Below are 16,966 nucleotides of genomic sequence, written 5' to 3'. Positions count from 1 at the left end.
GTCGCTTTTATCAACAAGGTATGCGGGCTGCAACCCTGATTCGGTCTATCTCTTAGGCATCTTTGTCACCCCCCCAGGGAATCGGCACATGGCACTCTCGCTCAACCCTACTCCTGTTTTTTCGTGCCAATACTCACAGTATTCTGAAGCGTGTGTAATCTGGATACTGAGCTACCATCTCTTCAATCTGTTGTTCGTGACCAAACAGTAGGCTCGGTTTACCACCCGAAAGCCTGACTATGGAGTAATTTTCCTGTCTCTTTTTTTCGCTTTAGTAGTGCTTGTACCGTACTTTTACGCTCCTTGAAATCTTTCTGCTACTTTCCGAATAGAGGTGTTACCTGCTTCTCCTTTGGTCAACGATATTTTGACGCATATCTAGGGAGTAGGGTTTCATTTTTCTCTTTTTTACCACCTCTACTATTGTACGTAATTGTTAAGCAAAGTGCTGTATTCATCAGTCATCAGTCATCAGTCATTAGTTATTTCTTGAGAGGGATCTGGTGAGAAAAACTTTTCTTTAGAAGCTGTAGTCAAAGAACGCAATTCCTTCCATATTTCCAAAGTGATAATACAGGTAATTAGCCACACCAAACCAGCAGTATAACCAGCAATAACATCGGTAGGCCAATGAACTCCTAGGTAAAGCCGGCTAAAACCAATAGCAGCAATTAAGACAACTGTCAAACTGTAAATCGACCAGCGCTGCTTGGGAAATCGTACACCCAAAAAATATCCTAGCAAACCGTAAATCACCATTGAAATCATTGCATGACCGCTAGGAAAACTGTAAAATGTTACATTAACAACACGCTCCCAAAGTTGAGGTCGATCGCGGGCAAAAAGTTTTTTTAACAGTAAATTTAAACCGATCGCTCCCCCAGCGGCGAGCGCAATAGTTGCAGCTTCAGATCGGTGATTGCGCGCTAGCAAAACAATACCCAACGTCAGACAAATCACTAGCAGCAACTTCGGCTCACCCAAAAAGGTAAAGCCCAGCATTATTCGATCGCGCAGCGGAGTGTGCAATTCCCTCAGAGCTAGTAAAATAGACGTATCGAAAGCGTAACTTTCTTTTTCCAACACGTCTTCGGCAATGGTGGCAAATCCCCACATCGCCAAAGCCGCAACAGCAAGCCCGGTAAGCCGAATTATCGAAATGAGCGATCGAATTTGAGAACCCATTCTAGAACTAATTAAAATTTTAAAATTTCCCACTCAAAATAATACAACAAAGATAGGAAACGAAAACGCCTTACCCATCGTCTAGATTCTTGAGCAACTCTATTCTGAATGATTAATTGATTTTTCACTACCGACCTCAGCTTTTACATCCAATCGGCGAATGACTATACTCTCCACAAAATACATTTCTGCAATTTTGTTGACATTGGGCTTGACAAGTCTGTTTAGTTGTGCTAATAACAGCGGAGTAAGTGCGCCGATCGCCGAAGCCAACACGATCGCCCAGCGTCTCGTTTCTGCCGCAGTCGCCCAAAAGCCCAACAACCCGCAATTCGGTCAGCCGATCGACTGTACCCTAGGCAAAGACTGTTTTGTATTGCTGTATTTCGATCGAGAACCCGGCCCCACCGCCGTCGATTTTGGCTGCGGGCGCCAAACCTACGACGGCCACGACGGCACAGATTTTGCCATTCCCGACGCCAAAGCAATGGCAAAAGGAGTTCCAGTTATTGCTTCCGCTGCAGGCAAAGTATTGCGAGTGCGAGATGGTGTGGTCGATCGGCGTTTACAGAACGATACAGACAAAGCCAGCATCGCAGGGACAGAATGCGGCAACGGCATGGTAATTGACCACGGCGGTGGTTGGGAAGCCCAATACTGCCACCTCCGCCAAGGCAGCGTTGCCGTCAAACCGGGGACGCAGGTAGAAAAAGGCACTGTTTTGGGCATGGTGGGAAACTCTGGGATGGCATCTTTCCCCCACGTACACGTAACTTATCGCTATCAAGGCAAAGCCGTAGATCCCTTTGTCGGCCCCGACGCGAAGGTAGGCTGCAACATCGCCCGCAATCCTATTTGGGACAAACCTCTAGACTATATTTCCACAGGTTTAATTCGGGCCGGTTTTGCCAATAAGGCACCCGATATCAACGCTGTCTGGGAAGGACAATTTTCCGAAACTCAACTCCCTGTAAACAGTCCAGCTTTGTTGTTTTGGGTGCAAAGTTACGGAGTGCTCAAGGGCGATCGCGAACAATACAAATTATTTGCACCCAACGGCACAACCATCGCCGATCGGACCAATGAAATTAAAGCCCCCAACCGCACTTGGTTGGGCTATGTCGGCAAAAGAAACAGTACAAATTCTCCTCTGACTCCCGGAGTTTGGCGGGCCGAATACCGGTTGACGCGGGGCGATCGAGTTTTGACAGAAGTCAAGCGAGAAGTAGAGTTGCGTTAGTCCATTAACTGTTAACTGTTGTTAGTAGGGAAAAGTAAAAAAGATTAAAAATAGGACACTCTTCCGAAGATTATTTCAGCAGCCAGCCAAATAATTCTCCCACACTCAACCGCAGTTCGCTAGCGAAGGACGGCACAGGTAGCAGCATTTCGGGTTCATCAAATACTGCTGTCTGTTGCTGGGGAACATAAACAAAAACGCATTGTTCGTCGGGATCGATCAGCCAGCCCATTTGAGTTTGATGATTTAAGCAGTGGAGAATATTTTTAGTAACTTTAGTTTGACTTTGGTCTGGCGACAAAATCTCAATTGTCCAATCAGGAGATATGGGAAAGACATTAGCAATTTCGCCGTTATCATCTGCTGGAATTCTGTTCCAGACAAATACTGAAACATCAGGCACTGTTGACCTTCCGCCAAAGGTACACCGGAGTTCTGGAAATGCTCGTGCAACTTTTTTGGGTTTTAATATAGCGTTAATGAAAATAATTAGTTCACATTGAGTCGCACTGTGTTTCCCTTGTGGCATTGGCTTCTGAATAATTTGATTATCAATGTATTCGCTGGCAGGTTTGGTTTCGGGTAGTTGGAGAAACTCTTCTAAAGTTAAGGATTTTAATCTTGTTTGTACCATTTTAAGTTCACCTCTAATGAAGTATATCTTTTAGCACCAATCTAGTAATCAGGCAAATTGTTCCAAGCTTGAGCCACAATGTCGCTCAGCCATAGCCTCTGAGCAAAATCGAGCAGATTGTCGTCGGCGAGTACCTCAGCCTTCAATTCATCCAAAGACTGAGATCGCGATCGAGCTATTTGAATCACACCCGCGATCGCCGACGCCACCAATTCTTCATTCAGCGGCTGCTGTCGCAAAGCAATCATTTCTTGAGGATTCGTAGGAATGGGATAATTCATAGGAGTGCATACCGAAGGGAGTAGATATTCAGCCGCTGTGGGGCTTCCGGCTAATCAGCTAAAAATCTGAGAACACTGTAAACTTATTTAAAACTAAATAAGTATTCGGGAGTATAGCCTACTTTGCTCCCTTGTCAACTCCCCCATCTTTATTAATTTATTCAGAATTGAGACCCTAATCATGCAAGAAATTCTTTATCTAGAAGTTCCGACACCAGATACAGCAGCAGTCTGCACTTGGTTGCAGCACGAATTCGATCCCGGAATCGGAGAAAAAATTATTACTGCTGACGGCTTTCGCCTGCTTTCACCAGGCACAACAGCCGACGTTCAGAAGTCTGAAACTCAAAAAGCCAATCCAAAACCCGCCTTGGCTGACACCAATTCAGGAAACCAAAATTGGCGATCGACAGAACTTTCCACCTTTGTCTGGTCACTGCAACGCACCACTTATTTAAAAGTCTTTCGTCTAGAAGAGGCGCCTGCGGGAGAAAAAAAGTTCCTGGAAGCTCTGAATCTTGCTGTAAGAAACAAGTTTCCCGATCGCTACCGGGAACCCCCTGTCATAGACCTCTCCAAGCAGTCAATTTTTGAGGCTCTTGCCCCGTATTACCCCTTGACCGTCAAATACTTCCAAAAAATGCCTAATGGCGAATATGACCTCAAGCGCGTCTACTGGTGGGAACAGCGTTGGCGCGAAGGCACTCGCAATCCTCAAAAACCAAAACAAGTAGTGTTTTTGAGGGAAGAGGGTTCGGCAACGGATTCTGTAACGGATTTAACGGATGTAACGGATGTTAAGAAGAAGGTAAAAAGTACAGTTTCGGTGTCTGATTCTGGCGATACTTTTTACGACTTAATTTATATTGGCGGGGCCTTGGGAGTGATTCACGCCGCAGTCATGGCTAGATTGGGCTACCGGGTGCTGCTAGTTGAGCGAATGCCTTTCGGGCGGATGAATCGCGAGTGGAATATTTCGCGGGACGAAATTCAAAGCTTAATTGATTTGGGTTTGTTTACTGCTGCAGAAATCGAAACTTTGATTGCCAGAGAATACAAAGATGGCTACAACAAGTTTTTTGATGCTAACAATCCGCCCGTGGCTAAAGCGCCTGTTCTGCACACACCAAAGGTACTCAATGTCGCTTTGGACGGAGAGAAATTGCTGAATTTAGCGGGACTTAAGCTAACAGAAGCTGGTGGAGAAATCTGGGATGAAACTGAGTTTCTTAGAGCCGATGTTGCAGCAGAAAAAGTAGTAGTTCAGGGCCGCCACTTGCCGACAAAAGCCGATCGCACTGCATTAGGACGGCTGCTGGTGGATGCAATGGGGTCGGCTTCTCCCATCGCTTGGCAATTGAACGAAGGGCGAACTTTTGACAGCGTTTGTCCGACAGTGGGAGCAGTCATCGACGGAGGATTTGAGCCGGGAATATGGGATTCCGATTACGGGGATGTACTCCACACTCACGGGGACATTTCCCGCGGACGCCAGCTCATTTGGGAGTTGTTTCCCGGCGCCGGCACAGAACTGACAGTTTATCTATTTCACTACCACCAAGTACATCCAGAGAATCCCGGTTCTTTGCTGGAAATGTACGAAGATTTTTTCGCAATTTTGCCGGAATACCGCCGCTGCGATGTCGATAAATTGGTGTGGAAAAAACCGACCTTTGGTTATATTCCGGGGCATTTTAGCAGCAACAGCAGCGATCGCTCCGTGGCGATCGATCGCCTAGTCTCGATCGGCGACGCAGCATCCTTGCAATCTCCCCTCGTTTTCACCGGCTTCGGCTCTCTTGTCCGCAATCTTTTCCGCTTAACAGACCTGTTGGATACAGCATTAAAGCACAATTTGTTGACGGCAAATCACTTAAACCAAATTCGCGCCTACCAGAGCAATATTTCAGTAACTTGGCTATTTTCTAAAGGCATGATGGTTCCTACCGGCAGCAGTTTGCCACCCCAAAGAATTAATTCAATGCTCAATACCTTTTTCGGTATTTTGGCAGCACAAAAACTCGCCGTCGCCGAAACTTTTATTAAAGACAGAACCGACTGGCTAACTTTCAATCGACTGGCGATCGAAGCAGCCGGAAAAAACCCTTCTCTCCTGTTGTGGATTTTAGATTTTGTCACCTTGGGGGATATTTGGCGCTGGCTGGGAAGTTACTTGAATTTTACTCTGCTGGCTTTGGCCAGTTTGCTGTTCGGATGGCTTCCCAGCTTCGCCCGCAGGGTACAGCCTTGGTTGGAGCCCCGGTATCCGGCTGTTTGGCTGTGGCTGTTGGCTACCAGCTATGCTCTCACCTACGGCATGGGAAAGGGGAGAAAAGAGTGTTGAGTTTTGAGTTTTAACTCAAAACTAGCAACTTCAATTCGCTATCGAAAACTCGGCAATTCAATTTCAGCTAGCGATCGGCGTTTTTTAGAAGCCCGCAGCGGACTGGCAATCAAGCTCAGCCAGTCTGGTTGGGCGACTGCTGTAGGTTTTGCCACACTCGATCGCACTTCTTGAATGCCAAAGGTTTCAACGGAGTTCAAAATTTGAAAAGCCCTGGCCAATTCTTGGGTGTCCTCTTTGGTAGCAGTTTCGGGTTCAGACTCAGCCACCGGCAGTTCAGGTTCCGCAACCGGTTCGGCCGAGTCAGTTGCTGGCTCATCAGGCTGGTAGGTTTCGATCTCCTGCAATTGAATGACGGATACTTGGGCTAATTTGTTGAGTTCCTGATTGGCTGGGGCTTCAGGCTCGATCGCCTCAACAGCAGCAGCTACCTCTGCAAGCTCTTCTGGTTCCGACCAAGGTTGGACAGGGGAAGCGTTGAAGGCTGGCGGCACCGGCATTTGAGAGCTTTTGACCGCCGCGAGCAAAGATTCTAATTGTGCGCTGGCGGTGTCGAGATTATTGTCAGGCGGCTCGATCCTCGGCGACTTTACCTGTGGCCTGTCCAAACTTCTTTCCAAGGCAGCTTTGAATTGCAGAGTGTGGCGCTGCTGGCGGTGCAAGCGAGCTCGCAATTCCCTGCAAATATTTTCTGTGGCTACTAACTGATGTAACTGTTCGTTGTAGCGCTGCACAGTAGACGCACATTCTCGCTCAACAGTCGCTAGCCTGACTTGGCTGGTTGCCAACTGACTTCTTAAACTTTCGACTAAAATTTCTTGACTTTGGAGGGTTTGATGGGAAACTTCCACTTTGCCAAACAGCCGCGTCAATTGTTCTTGAGTATTTTCGAGTTCTGCAGTCCGCTGTTGTAGCAAAGTTTCGCGATGCTGCAATGTTTTTTGGGACTCTTCGAGAGCTGTTTCTAGCTGGGCGATGCGCTGTAAAAGGTCGCGGTTGCATTCGTGCAGCGCTTGCATGAGGGTGACTGGGGTCGATCCTTTGCCCTTGGCCTGTTCGGCATTCCCAAGCATATTTTTTAGATTGTCTGAAATCGGGGGCGAGCCCGCCTCCGCCGGCTGTGTCGGAGATTGCGAATTTTTTGTTTCGGGTTTTGTGGGAATTGCATCTACGCTGATGGCGTTGGGAAAATCTACTGTTTGCCAGTCTTCTTCTGGCTGTTGGGGAACCGTTGCGGGAGTGTCTGTCGCATCGGGGGCGATCGGCTCAAAACCCCCAGTAGCAGCAAAATCTGAATGAAATGGTTCGGTATCGGATGGAACAGCAGGGTGCGGTTGGTGCTGATGGGCTCGAAGATCAGCTTCTGACATGGCTTTTTATCCCAATAGTCACAGGGTCTGTGATACAGTCTATCCTTAGAGATTCTACAGAAAAAAGCCCCTAAGTGATAGTTTTGGCCTTTTTCCGGTTTTTTGGGACAATAACCTCTGAATCGAGTGGCGCGATCGAACTACAACTCGAACTCAAATTAAAACGTAAGATGCGCCTTTGATACTCCCCACGGCTGAAGCCACGGGGATTCTTGAATGAATCCGAAAACTCTCAAAGGCGTTATCAAAGCACCTCTATACGCTCAAAACAACTACCAGTACGAAGGGTATTGCAATTGCGCTTACTTTTAAATTGTGTTTGCTTTCATAATCCATCACTTTTGCGAGATAGGTACGCTTCACACTCTGTCATTACTTGTCAGTTGTACAGGCTTACTACTCCTCAAGAGTGTGGTGGCTCACGCTCGCCGGGATTTCTCCGATACAAGGCGTGTTTCAACACGTAGATGGTTGTTTTACTTGCAATCTAATTCTAATACAACCTTTCAATCAGTTGTGTAAAAAAATATTGAAGGCGGTTGAAACCGCAGCCGACTTCCTCCCCGTGTCTAAAGCCAGGGGCACGCCGGGCTCGTTTTTCGGTGAGTTTTTCGCCCAGAGTCCTATTAAAATAATTTTTCCCGATCTCTAACGCACTGTTTCGGTATCTCGGCAATCGCCTAAGCTTTAACAACTGCACAGTGTTTGTCAATGATTGCTGGAACTTCTGCCGGTGCAATGCGGGTGTAGCGAGTTTTGTCCGGCATCACGACTATATTTGGGCCTGCTTTACACTGTTTGAGACATCCGGTTCCCTGTACTGTCACTTTGTCTTCTAAACCGCGCGCATTCAAAGCATTTTCTAAAGCTTTACAGACTCCTCCAGCGCCCCGCTTCAGGCAGTCGGATTTTTGACATACTAATATTTTGGTTTGGGTTTTTGCCGGAGCTTTTACAGTTTGAGCCGCAGTGGGAGAGGTGACTTGGGTTTTGCCGATCGCGCGATCGTCGGATGTCAATACCCCAACAGGTACATTGGTGGAGTCGAGGTGTTCGTGCGATCGATCGTCGTAGCCCTCAGCCAGCTTGAGGCTGCGAGCTTTAAGTTTTATTTTACCGTTTTTCAAATTGAGTTCTTTCTCACCTACAACTTGAACTCTCAACCCCGGTGTCAAAATAGGCGACAGAAATGACCGCAATTCCTTGGAAAGTTTAACAAGATATTCTACTTTGCGATCGCTGCTAATTCGCAAATATTTAAGTTTATAACCATCTTCAATAATCAGGCTGAGGATTTCTCCCTCTAAACTGAATTCGGAAACTTGCTTGCCAGATTTATACATTGTTATGACTCCTTTAAATCCGTTACATCCGTTACATCTTCTACACTGCTCGTTGCCGAACTTGCTTCTACCTTTAGCCCCTTTGCCAGCAGTATTCCAGCCACTGCACCAGTTCGCACCGAGGGGCACTGACTTGCCTCAACACGCTCATTAACTGAGCCGCTTGTTTGACAGTGTTGACTTTTGCGCGCAAAGGTTGGTTAACCGCACACCAGCAGGGAATTTCTAGTTCTTGCAAGCGTTTGTAAACTTGCCACCTATCTAGCCAACTAACTTGCACAATGTCACAAACTTCTAATTCTGGATCTGCTGGATTCATTTTTTAACAACAGTAATAATTTGCATTAATTTTTACCCTGACTGGTAGCGGGTAGAACTTAAAAGCCAGACTTCAGCAGAACATCAAAGACGATCGCAAGCCCTTCCTGAAAAATTCTGCCTTTTGCCTTCTGCCTTCTGCCTTCTGCCTTCTGAAGGTTCGCCCCACTTTCAGGAAGCGTTCAGAACGAGAATCTTTTTAAGCATAACCCAACTGCTAATAATTCTCAATAGGTTTACAGAAAAAAATTCCTACTCTACAAAATATTCCACTATCGAGGCAGACGCTGCTTGACTGGTAAATCTAGGGTGCTAGACTGACTATATTGGCAACAAAACTGCCTATTGAGAGGAGAACACACATGGCCCAGACTCAGAGTGCATTGAGACCATTTGGCCACATAGCCGAAAACCCAGTTCTACTGGAACATTCAGTCACAGCACCGATTTGTGAAGGGATGAACGCGCTGCTGGCCAGTTTTCAGGCTCTATACCTGCAATATCAAAAACATCATTTTGTGGTGGAAGGGGCAGAATTCTACTCCTTGCACAAATTCTTTGAAGAAAGCTACGGAGAAGCTCAAGATAGCGTCCACGAGTTGGGCGAACGCTTAAACGGGTTGGGCGGCATACCAGCAGCGGGTTTTAGCAAGTTAGCCGAACTGTGCTGTTTCGAGCCGGAACCAGACGGCGTGTATTCTTGCCGCCAAATGCTAGAACACGATTTGACAGCGGAGCAAGCTATTATAGGTTTGCTGCGCCGTCAAGCAGGGCAAGCAGAAAGTTTGGGCGATCGAGCTACCCGCTACCTCTACGAAAAAATCCTGCTGAAAACCGAGGAACGGGCTTATCACATTTCCCACTTCCTCGCCCCCGATACCTTAGTGCAGTTGAACTTGAACTAACAATTCTTCTTCTCCCTCTTCCTTAGCACACGTGGCACAGGCGTCTCGCCTGTGAATTTTAACAGTTCATTATCTTAGATATAACAAAAGCGGGCAGTTTTCTAACTGCCCGCTTTTTTATACAAAGTGCGTTGACAACCAGGGAACTAAGGCGCTAAAGCATTGCCGCGCAACAAGCTACCAATGGTTTTGGCGGTAATCTTCATCTGAATGAAGGGATTGGCCGGCACTACAGTCTTATACAAGTAGCTATCGAATGTGAGTTTCTGCACGTCGCGATCGGCACACATTTCCACAAAAGCTTCGCGAGTTGCATCGGAACGGTAAAACACGCGCTGCAAAATGTCGAGAACTTTGTAAGTAATGCCGTAGGCTTTATCCCACCGCTTCAGGTAAAGCTTGATTTCCTCTTCCGTCGGAATGCGCGCGCCTTTATTGGAAATCTCCACAATAGTTTCGGCGCACATCCGGCCAGACTTGGCGGCAAAATAGATACCTTCGCCGGAAGACTTGGTAACGTAACCTGCGGCGTCGCCTACGAGTGCAACTCGGCCGACAACCCGGCGGGGACGCGGATGTTCCGGGATGGGGTGAGCTTCCACTTTAATAATCTCACCGCCGAGGAGTTTTTTGGCAGCGCGGGCGCGGACGCCTGCTTGCAGTTTTTTGATACTTGCTTGATTGACTTTCATCGTGCCGGTACCGACGGCTACGTGGTCGTATTTGGGGAACACCCAAGCGTAGAAGTCGGTAGATACGTCGTCGCCGACGTACATTTCGGCTAAGTCTTCGTAGTAAGCCATTTTATCTTCAGGCAGGCGGATGCGCTCTTGGAAGGCGATCGCATAATTGTAGTCGCCAGCGTCGATCGCCTTTGCTACGCGAGAGTTAGCGCCGTCAGCCCCAATTACCAAATCCACCTTCAGAGTTTTCTGAATTCCCATTGCGCTGCCGTCGGAGTGGTCGGCATAATGCAAGGTGTAGGGGTCGGTGTTGTTTGAAGGAATGTCTAATTTGTGAACGGTGCCGTTAATCAGTTTTGCACCCAAGGAAGCGGCGCGATCGCGCAGGAAGCCATCGAGCACTTCGCGGCGGCACATACCGATGTATTCGTGGGCGTTTTCAATATTGATGTCCACCTCGACGTTGGAGGGGGAGATCATTTTCATTTTTCTGACTTGGCGGTCAATAATACTTTGCGGCAAGTCAAATTCGCTGACCATGCACAGGGGAATCGCCCCACCGCAGGGTTTGGCGTTGTCTAATTTACGCTCGAATAGGTATGTTTCGATGCCTGCTTTTACCAATGTTTCGGCGGCGGAAGAACCCGCAGGGCCTGAACCTACTACTGCAACCCTTAGTGTCAAAGCTTTTCTCTCCAGTTTTTTACTATAGGCATTACTCAGGTGTGATGGTATCACGGAGTTTGGATGCGGTGGGGTGAAGCAGGGGAGATTTCAATGAAATGAAACAGACCTTAACAGTTCGATACGAAAATGGGGTCTGGGGCGAGGGGTGCGATCGAACATCTTAAATCTTTCAGTGTAGATGAAGGTGCATGGACGGTGATGTGCGTCGATCTGCCCTGGTGTGCGATCGAACATCTCTAAGAGCGACGCACTCCCACCCAAGAAACCGGGTTTTTACCGATATTAAGGGCTATAAACCAGTATTTTCGTAAAAAACCCGGTTTCTGAGTTCCCATGCGTCAGCCCTAAATCCGATGCCGTAAGGTGCGTCGCGATCGACAATCTTCAAATCACATCATACTTTTAAGAGCGACGCACCTTACAACTGGATGCGTTGCAATAAGTTACATTAAAGTTACTTGCACTTATATCTCAAATTCCTATGCTCGGTAATTTTCAACAAAGCAACCTGCGGATCGAGCTTGAAGCTTCCGAAACAGCGATTAGAGACAGCTTGTTGCGTCCGAGTCAATTGCAGCAGTGGCTGTGGCCGCAGCAGTTGTCTAGCGGTTTGCCGGAAGAATTTGCTCGAGGTTTGACCTTTACGAGTTGGCTGGGCCCCGTGGCAGTTCAGCATCACGTTGATCTTGTTGAGCACAATTGTCTGCGGCTGTTATTGAGTCAGGGAATTGACGGATTTCACGAGTGGTATTGGGGCGACGGTTGGGTGCAGTCTCGGTTGGAGGGAGTGTCGCTGCTGCCGCTGAATTTGGGGCAAACTGCTAGTTTACTTCGGCTGCGGGAGTTTGTAGCCGGGAAGGGTAAGCGGAAGTAGATCGAAGACTCTCCAAAATCATGAGAACAAAGTCTGGTAGTCCTGCATACCAACGAAAAATCCTAAACATTTTTAGGGTAGGATTCTGAAAATTTTTGTTAGACACCTCTTGACATTCTTCCCGAAATGGGTAACTATAAGTTGTATTATTAGAGGTAAGCAACTTTGGAGACTCAATCAGAAGTGACACTCTCAATAGGGGAAGCGGCTAAAGAGCTTGGCATTTCGACAAAAACATTAAGACGCTGGACAGATGCAGGCAAGATTAGATTTGAGCGCTCTCCCACTGGACAAAGACGATTCTACCTTGCAGACATCAAACGAATCACTCCCAGAGACTTAAGTCAGGCAGACGAGCGAATCACTATCAACTATGCCAGAGTCTCTAGTCACGATCAAAAAGAAGATTTGAAGCGTCAAGCTGCTGTTTTGGAATCATTTAGCGCTGCTAATGGCTGGCAGTTTGAAACAATTCAAGATTTAGGTTCTGGATTGAATTACAAGAAAAAAGGACTGACAAAGTTACTTAAACGAATCATGTCTGGTGATGTTGGTAGACTTGTTATTACTCACAAAGACAGGCTTCTAAGATTCGGTTCCGAGCTAGTTTTCTCAATGTGTGAAGAGTTTGAATGCGAGGTAGTAATTGTCAATAAATCACCGGATGAGTTGAGCTGTGAACAGGAATTAGTTCAAGACATGATTGAATTAATCCAAGTTTTTAGCGCTAGACTTTACGGCGCTAGAAGCCACAAAAACAAAAAATTAATTGATGGTATAGCTAAAGCGGTAGAGGACGTAAAATAATGCTACTCAGTTTCAAGACGGAATTAAAACCTAATAACAAACAGGTGACTCTATTCCGTCAACATTGTGGAGTAGCTAGACACGCTTACAATTTTGGCAATGCTGTTATTCAGGAAGCTTTACAACTTAGAGAAACTGACAAAACAGTTAAAATCCCTTCTGCTATTGACTTGCACAAACGTCTAGTTGTTGAAATCAAACCAGTTAATCCCTGGTATTATCAAAGCTCGAAGGCAAGTCCACAACAAGCTTTAGCAGAGGTGAGGACAGCATGGGATAGATGCTTTAAAAAAGTTTCCAAACAGCCTAGATTCAAGAAAAAAGGCAAGTCTAAAGACAGTTTCTATCTTGAGCAAGGTACTAAAGCTAAACCTGGTATTAGCAATGATGGCAAGCGCGTCAAGCTTCCTAAGATTGGTTGGGTACGATTGCACGAGCCTTTACCCATTACGGCTACTCACAACTGCGTAATTAGTCGTACAGCTGACAAATGGTTTATAGCTATCAAATACGAGATAGAACAGCCCACGACACCTTTAAATCGTCCCTCTATTGGCGTTGATATTGGTATTAAAGAGTTGGCTGTCACCAGTGACGGAAAAGTTTTTGCTAACCCCAAAGCTTACCGGAAAATGAGTAAAAAAATGAAGCGACTGCAACGCTCTGTTAGCCGTAAAGTCAAAGGCTCAAAAAACCGGACTAAGGCTGTTAGAAAGTTAGCAAAGCTGCATTCTCGTATTTCATTTATCCGCAAAGATGCTATTCACAAACTCACAAATTATCTCGCTAAAAACCACAGGGTGATTAAAATTGAGGATTTGAGTATTAAAGCATTTTTGAAAAATCACAAATTAGCTGGTGCAATTGCTGATTGTGGAATGTACGAATTTCAACGGCAACTAGAATATAAAACTGAAAAGTTTTCTAGTCAGTTAATTCTAGTTGCCCGCTTATTTCCTAGTTCTCAAATCTGTTCAAATTGTGGAAAACACCGCCACAAAATGCCGTTAAAGAATCGAGTTTATGTATGTCCTGATTGCGGTCATACTGAAGATAGAGACTTAAACGCAGCTAAAAATATCGAGCGATGGTTTGAAGCAATTTACATTCCGATTCGCTCTGATTAAGCAAGTCAAACGGTAAGCTCTACCGAGATTGCCTGTGGAGTAGATAAACCCTCAGAAGTCATTCTGAGACTACGTTGAAACAGGAAGTAAACACTAAAGTCCAAATCTTTCGAGCAATGGGTAGCTTTGGGTAAGTTTTATAGAGCGGGTAAAGAAACTTTGTAATCATGGATAAAATACCAGAAGATACTCACATGATTGGATATCTTTATAGATAGATGAAAACAAAGTCTTTCTTACCAAACGAGATATCCTTTGCTGGAGGGTGTTATTGAATCTTTCCTTATCAGAAGTTTTGCCAGTATCTTCCCCCAGAGATTTGTGTCGCTGGGGAATTTTTTTTGAGCCTGCCCAAAAATCTGTATAATAGACGGCACATTGTCTGTCCACTACTGGGAGGGAATCCCAAAAACCTTTAGCACCCATTTCATCTCGACTTCCTATATACACCCCTAGAATTTCTTTGGTTAAGGCATCCATTGGCAGCTATTTCCAGTGCTTGTTCCCCTTAAGCGGTGGAGCATTTAAACCAGTAACGAGGCTAGTAGGGTGCGTCAGCTATAACCCTTACGCTGAAACGGAAAACCTTAGATGCTGACGCACCTTACGCAAGCCCTTTAAATGCCGAACAGCTTATTGCCTAAAAACGACTACATTTCATCACATTGGATCGTTAGCTTGCCTGGTTTTTTTGACTTTACTTGAACTTTCCGGGGGACTCATGCTAATTGTTGAAAAACAAGTATTGGAACCAGCGGGGGGACACCCTCGTGACTTTGACAATCGCGACTCAAGATATTTTTTCTAATAAAAGCCGATCGCTCAATTTTTTTGTTTCTTCTCAAATCGGTTGATGTCTCTGGTTGTGAAAAAACTGCCTGTGACAATCTCTACATTCAAAATTTTGCTTAGCGCTGGGGGTGGGAAAATTTTTAACGATGTTTGGATAACAGAAACGGTGACAATTCATGCAGTTGAGAATTAACAAGGCTTAGGTACGTCGCATGATAACTCCTTACCCTTACTATGCCAGACTACCTAAAAGCCACTTCGCTGCCGAAAAACTAAGAGTGTGTTATAAAAACATAATTTGTTCCTTTCTAAAGCGCTATTCTCGATACAACGAACCCGGTGTGTTTTGACTTCGCGTTAATTTTTACAAAAAAAATAAATATGCTGTCCATTCCAGGCATTGCCGTCCAGAAGCTGCTTTACGAAAGTGCTAACTCTCTGGTTTACCGGGCCCTTCGGGAAGCGGATCGCCAACCGCTCATCCTCAAACTGCTCAAAGAAAGCTACCCCACACCTCAAGAATTGCTACGCTACCGCACCGAATACCGTATTACCCGAGAGCTCAAAGAGGCGGGAGTCGTGCAAGTTTATGACTTGCAAAAATACCAAAACAGCCTTGTGATTTTTGTGGAGGACTTTGGCGGGGAATCCTTGAAAATATGGATGCAGCAGCGAAAGTTTAGCCTCAAGGAATTTCTGCAAATTGCGATCGCCACTACTGAAATTTTAGGGAAAATTCACAGCGCCAATATTATACACAAGGATATTAACCCTTCTAATATAGTATTCAATCCAGCGACAGGACAGCTCAAAATAATCGACTTTGGCATTTCCACTCAGCTAACGCGAGAAATGCCTACCCTGAAAAATCCCAACGTTTTAGAAGGAACCCTCGCTTACATCTCGCCGGAACAAACTGGTAGGATGAATCGCTCAATCGATTACCGCACTGACTTTTACTCCCTCGGCGTCACCTTCTACGAATTACTGACAGGAAAACTGCCTTTTGAGACAGAAGACGCTTTAGAGCTAGTTCACTGCCACATTGCCAGACAGCCAGTTCCACCACACGAAATCGAGCCAGAAATTCCCCTAATTGTCTCGCAAATTGTCAGCAAGCTGATGGCAAAGAATGCGGAAAATCGGTATCAAACTGCATTGGGTATTAAGCAGGACTTAGAAATGTGTCTCGTTCAATTACAAGAAACCGATAGCATAGAAGAATTTGACTTGGGAACACTGGATATTACAGACCATTTCTTGATTCCAGAAAAATTATACGGCAGAGAAACTGAAGTTAATAATTTATTAAAAGCTTTTGAAAGAGTTCGTAATGCTAGTGGCGAAATGATGCTAGTAGCTGGCTTTTCTGGGATTGGTAAAACCGCAGTAGTTAATGAAGTCCACAAGCCGATCGCCCGACAGCGCGGCTATTTTATCAAAGGCAAATACGACCAATTTCAACGCAATATTCCTTTTAGTGCATTTGTGCAAGCATTTCGGGAATTGATGGGGCAGTTGTTATCAGAAACTGACGCTCAGTTATACAGATGGAAAACCCGGATTTTCACCGCAGTAGGCGAGAGCGGGCAAGTCTTGATTGACGTAATTCCTGAATTAGAACACATCATTGGCGCTCAAAGTCCTGCACTAGAATTGTCGGGGAGTGCCGCCCAAAATCGCTTCAATCTGCTGATGCAGAAATTTGTGCAAGTATTTACCCAAGCAGAACATCCCTTAGTGATGTTTTTAGATGATTTGCAGTGGGCAGATTCGGCATCGCTGAAATTGCTACAACTGTTGATGGAAGATACGGGGCATCTGTTAGTATTGGGTGCTTATCGGGATAATGAGGTATCACCGGCTCATCCGTTTATGTTGACTGTAGATGAGATTGTGAAATCGGGAGCTACGGTGAATACGATTACCCTGCAACCGTTGAGTTTAGCAGATATGAATCAGTTGGTAGCAGATACGCTGATTTGCGATTTATCTTTTGCCGAACCCCTGACAGAATTGGTTTATCAAAAAACCCAAGGTAATCCCTTTTTCTCGACTCAATTCCTCAAGGCGTTGCATGAAGATGGTCAAATTATTTTTAACCCCCCTCAATCCCCCACCCCCCTTTCATCCCCCCTTACCAAGGGGGGACAGAGGGGCGTACAAGGGGGGTGGCAGTGCGATATTAATCAAGTTACATTTGCCGACGCCTCGGATGTGGTGGAGTTTATGGCGGCGCAATTGCAGAAGTTGCCTGCCGAAACTCAGGATGTTCTGAAACTTGCGGCTTGCATTGGGGGTATCGGCTCAATAAGTAGGGGTAGCAGTTATTCTAGTTGCCACCGACTTGCCCAAGGGATGAAGAGAAGATTTTTC

The 16,966-nt window shown here is 45.9% G+C and carries 15 protein-coding genes; 7 read left to right on the top strand and 8 right to left on the bottom strand.

Features of this window, described 5'->3' with window-relative positions; translation table 11 throughout:
- Positions 1-471 precede the first annotated feature (471 nt).
- Entirely contained in the window at positions 472-1,185 is a 714-nt protein-coding gene (locus tag QUA50_RS27200; RefSeq protein WP_333268338.1) for a phosphatase PAP2 family protein, read from the bottom strand.
- 160 nt (positions 1,186-1,345) lie between these two features.
- Here QUA50_RS27200 and QUA50_RS27195 point away from each other — a divergent pair, with 160 nt between their 5' ends.
- The gene (locus tag QUA50_RS27195) at positions 1,346-2,425 is read left to right on the top strand and encodes a M23 family metallopeptidase (protein WP_333268340.1); all 1,080 of its coding nucleotides are present in this window, start codon (positions 1,346-1,348) and stop codon (positions 2,423-2,425) included.
- 70 nt (positions 2,426-2,495) lie between these two features.
- Here QUA50_RS27195 and QUA50_RS27190 read toward each other — a convergent pair whose 3' ends face one another.
- Together QUA50_RS27190 and QUA50_RS27185 are read right to left on the bottom strand one after the other, a co-directional pair.
- Positions 2,496-3,059 (bottom strand): Uma2 family endonuclease, encoded by a 564-nt coding sequence (locus QUA50_RS27190; protein ID WP_333268342.1) that lies wholly within the window; start codon positions 3,057-3,059, stop codon positions 2,496-2,498.
- A gap of 41 nt (positions 3,060-3,100) precedes the next feature.
- Positions 3,101-3,340 carry a hypothetical protein gene (locus tag QUA50_RS27185; protein WP_333057703.1) on the bottom strand — a complete coding sequence of 80 codons (240 nt, stop codon included), beginning with the start codon at positions 3,338-3,340 and terminating at the stop codon, positions 3,101-3,103.
- A 181-nt stretch (positions 3,341-3,521) separates the two neighbouring features.
- Between QUA50_RS27185 and QUA50_RS27180 the strand changes: the two genes are divergently transcribed.
- Positions 3,522-5,684: a flavin-dependent dehydrogenase gene (locus QUA50_RS27180; protein ID WP_333268344.1), complete on the top strand. Its 2,163-nt coding sequence runs from the start codon at positions 3,522-3,524 to the stop codon at positions 5,682-5,684.
- Between the two features lie 38 nt (positions 5,685-5,722).
- Here QUA50_RS27180 and QUA50_RS27175 read toward each other — a convergent pair whose 3' ends face one another.
- From QUA50_RS27175 to QUA50_RS27165, 3 genes are all read right to left on the bottom strand, one after another.
- The gene (locus tag QUA50_RS27175) at positions 5,723-7,054 is read right to left on the bottom strand and encodes a hypothetical protein (protein WP_333268346.1); all 1,332 of its coding nucleotides are present in this window, start codon (positions 7,052-7,054) and stop codon (positions 5,723-5,725) included.
- A 680-nt stretch (positions 7,055-7,734) separates the two neighbouring features.
- A complete protein-coding gene (locus QUA50_RS27170; protein WP_333268348.1) occupies positions 7,735-8,397 on the bottom strand; it encodes a (2Fe-2S) ferredoxin domain-containing protein in 663 nt (220 codons plus the stop codon).
- Between the two features lie 73 nt (positions 8,398-8,470).
- Positions 8,471-8,716 (bottom strand): Asr1405/Asl0597 family protein, encoded by a 246-nt coding sequence (locus QUA50_RS27165; protein WP_333268350.1) that lies wholly within the window; start codon positions 8,714-8,716, stop codon positions 8,471-8,473.
- 361 nt (positions 8,717-9,077) lie between these two features.
- Between QUA50_RS27165 and QUA50_RS27160 the strand changes: the two genes are divergently transcribed.
- Positions 9,078-9,620, top strand: a complete 543-nt coding sequence (locus tag QUA50_RS27160; protein WP_333268352.1) for a Dps family protein — start codon at positions 9,078-9,080, stop codon at positions 9,618-9,620.
- A 146-nt stretch (positions 9,621-9,766) separates the two neighbouring features.
- On the opposite strand, the gene chlP is transcribed toward QUA50_RS27160, so the two are convergent.
- Positions 9,767-10,987 (bottom strand): geranylgeranyl reductase, encoded by a 1,221-nt coding sequence (gene chlP / locus QUA50_RS27155; protein WP_333268354.1) that lies wholly within the window; start codon positions 10,985-10,987, stop codon positions 9,767-9,769.
- A 484-nt stretch (positions 10,988-11,471) separates the two neighbouring features.
- On the opposite strand from chlP, the gene QUA50_RS27150 reads away from it, so the two are divergent.
- The 3 genes from QUA50_RS27150 (at position 11,472) to QUA50_RS27140 (ending at position 13,798) form a co-directional block, all read left to right on the top strand.
- Positions 11,472-11,864 (top strand): hypothetical protein, encoded by a 393-nt coding sequence (locus QUA50_RS27150; protein WP_333268356.1) that lies wholly within the window; start codon positions 11,472-11,474, stop codon positions 11,862-11,864.
- Between the two features lie 165 nt (positions 11,865-12,029).
- Complete coding sequence (locus tag QUA50_RS27145; protein WP_445243197.1) at positions 12,030-12,671, top strand: IS607 family transposase; 642 nt, start codon at positions 12,030-12,032, stop codon at positions 12,669-12,671.
- On the top strand, positions 12,671-13,798 hold the full coding sequence (locus QUA50_RS27140; RefSeq protein WP_333268358.1) for an RNA-guided endonuclease TnpB family protein: 1,128 nt from the start codon (positions 12,671-12,673) through the stop codon (positions 13,796-13,798). Before QUA50_RS27145 ends, QUA50_RS27140 begins: the two co-directional genes overlap by 1 nt.
- 165 nt (positions 13,799-13,963) lie before the next feature.
- Here the strand turns inward: QUA50_RS27140 and QUA50_RS27135 are convergent, their stop codons facing one another.
- Complete coding sequence (locus QUA50_RS27135; RefSeq protein ID WP_333268360.1) at positions 13,964-14,278, bottom strand: hypothetical protein; 315 nt, start codon at positions 14,276-14,278, stop codon at positions 13,964-13,966.
- Between the two features lie 693 nt (positions 14,279-14,971).
- Between QUA50_RS27135 and QUA50_RS27130 the strand changes: the two genes are divergently transcribed.
- Positions 14,972-16,966 (top strand): serine/threonine-protein kinase PknK (locus QUA50_RS27130; RefSeq protein WP_333268362.1); only part of this gene is annotated, 1,995 nt, incomplete at its 3' end.

Source organism: Microcoleus sp. M2_D5 (assembly GCF_036701935.1).
GTDB lineage: Bacteria > Cyanobacteriota > Cyanobacteriia > Cyanobacteriales > Microcoleaceae > Microcoleus.
The sequence above is the reverse complement of the archived record's forward strand: the minus strand, read 5'-3'. Positions and strand labels throughout refer to the sequence as shown.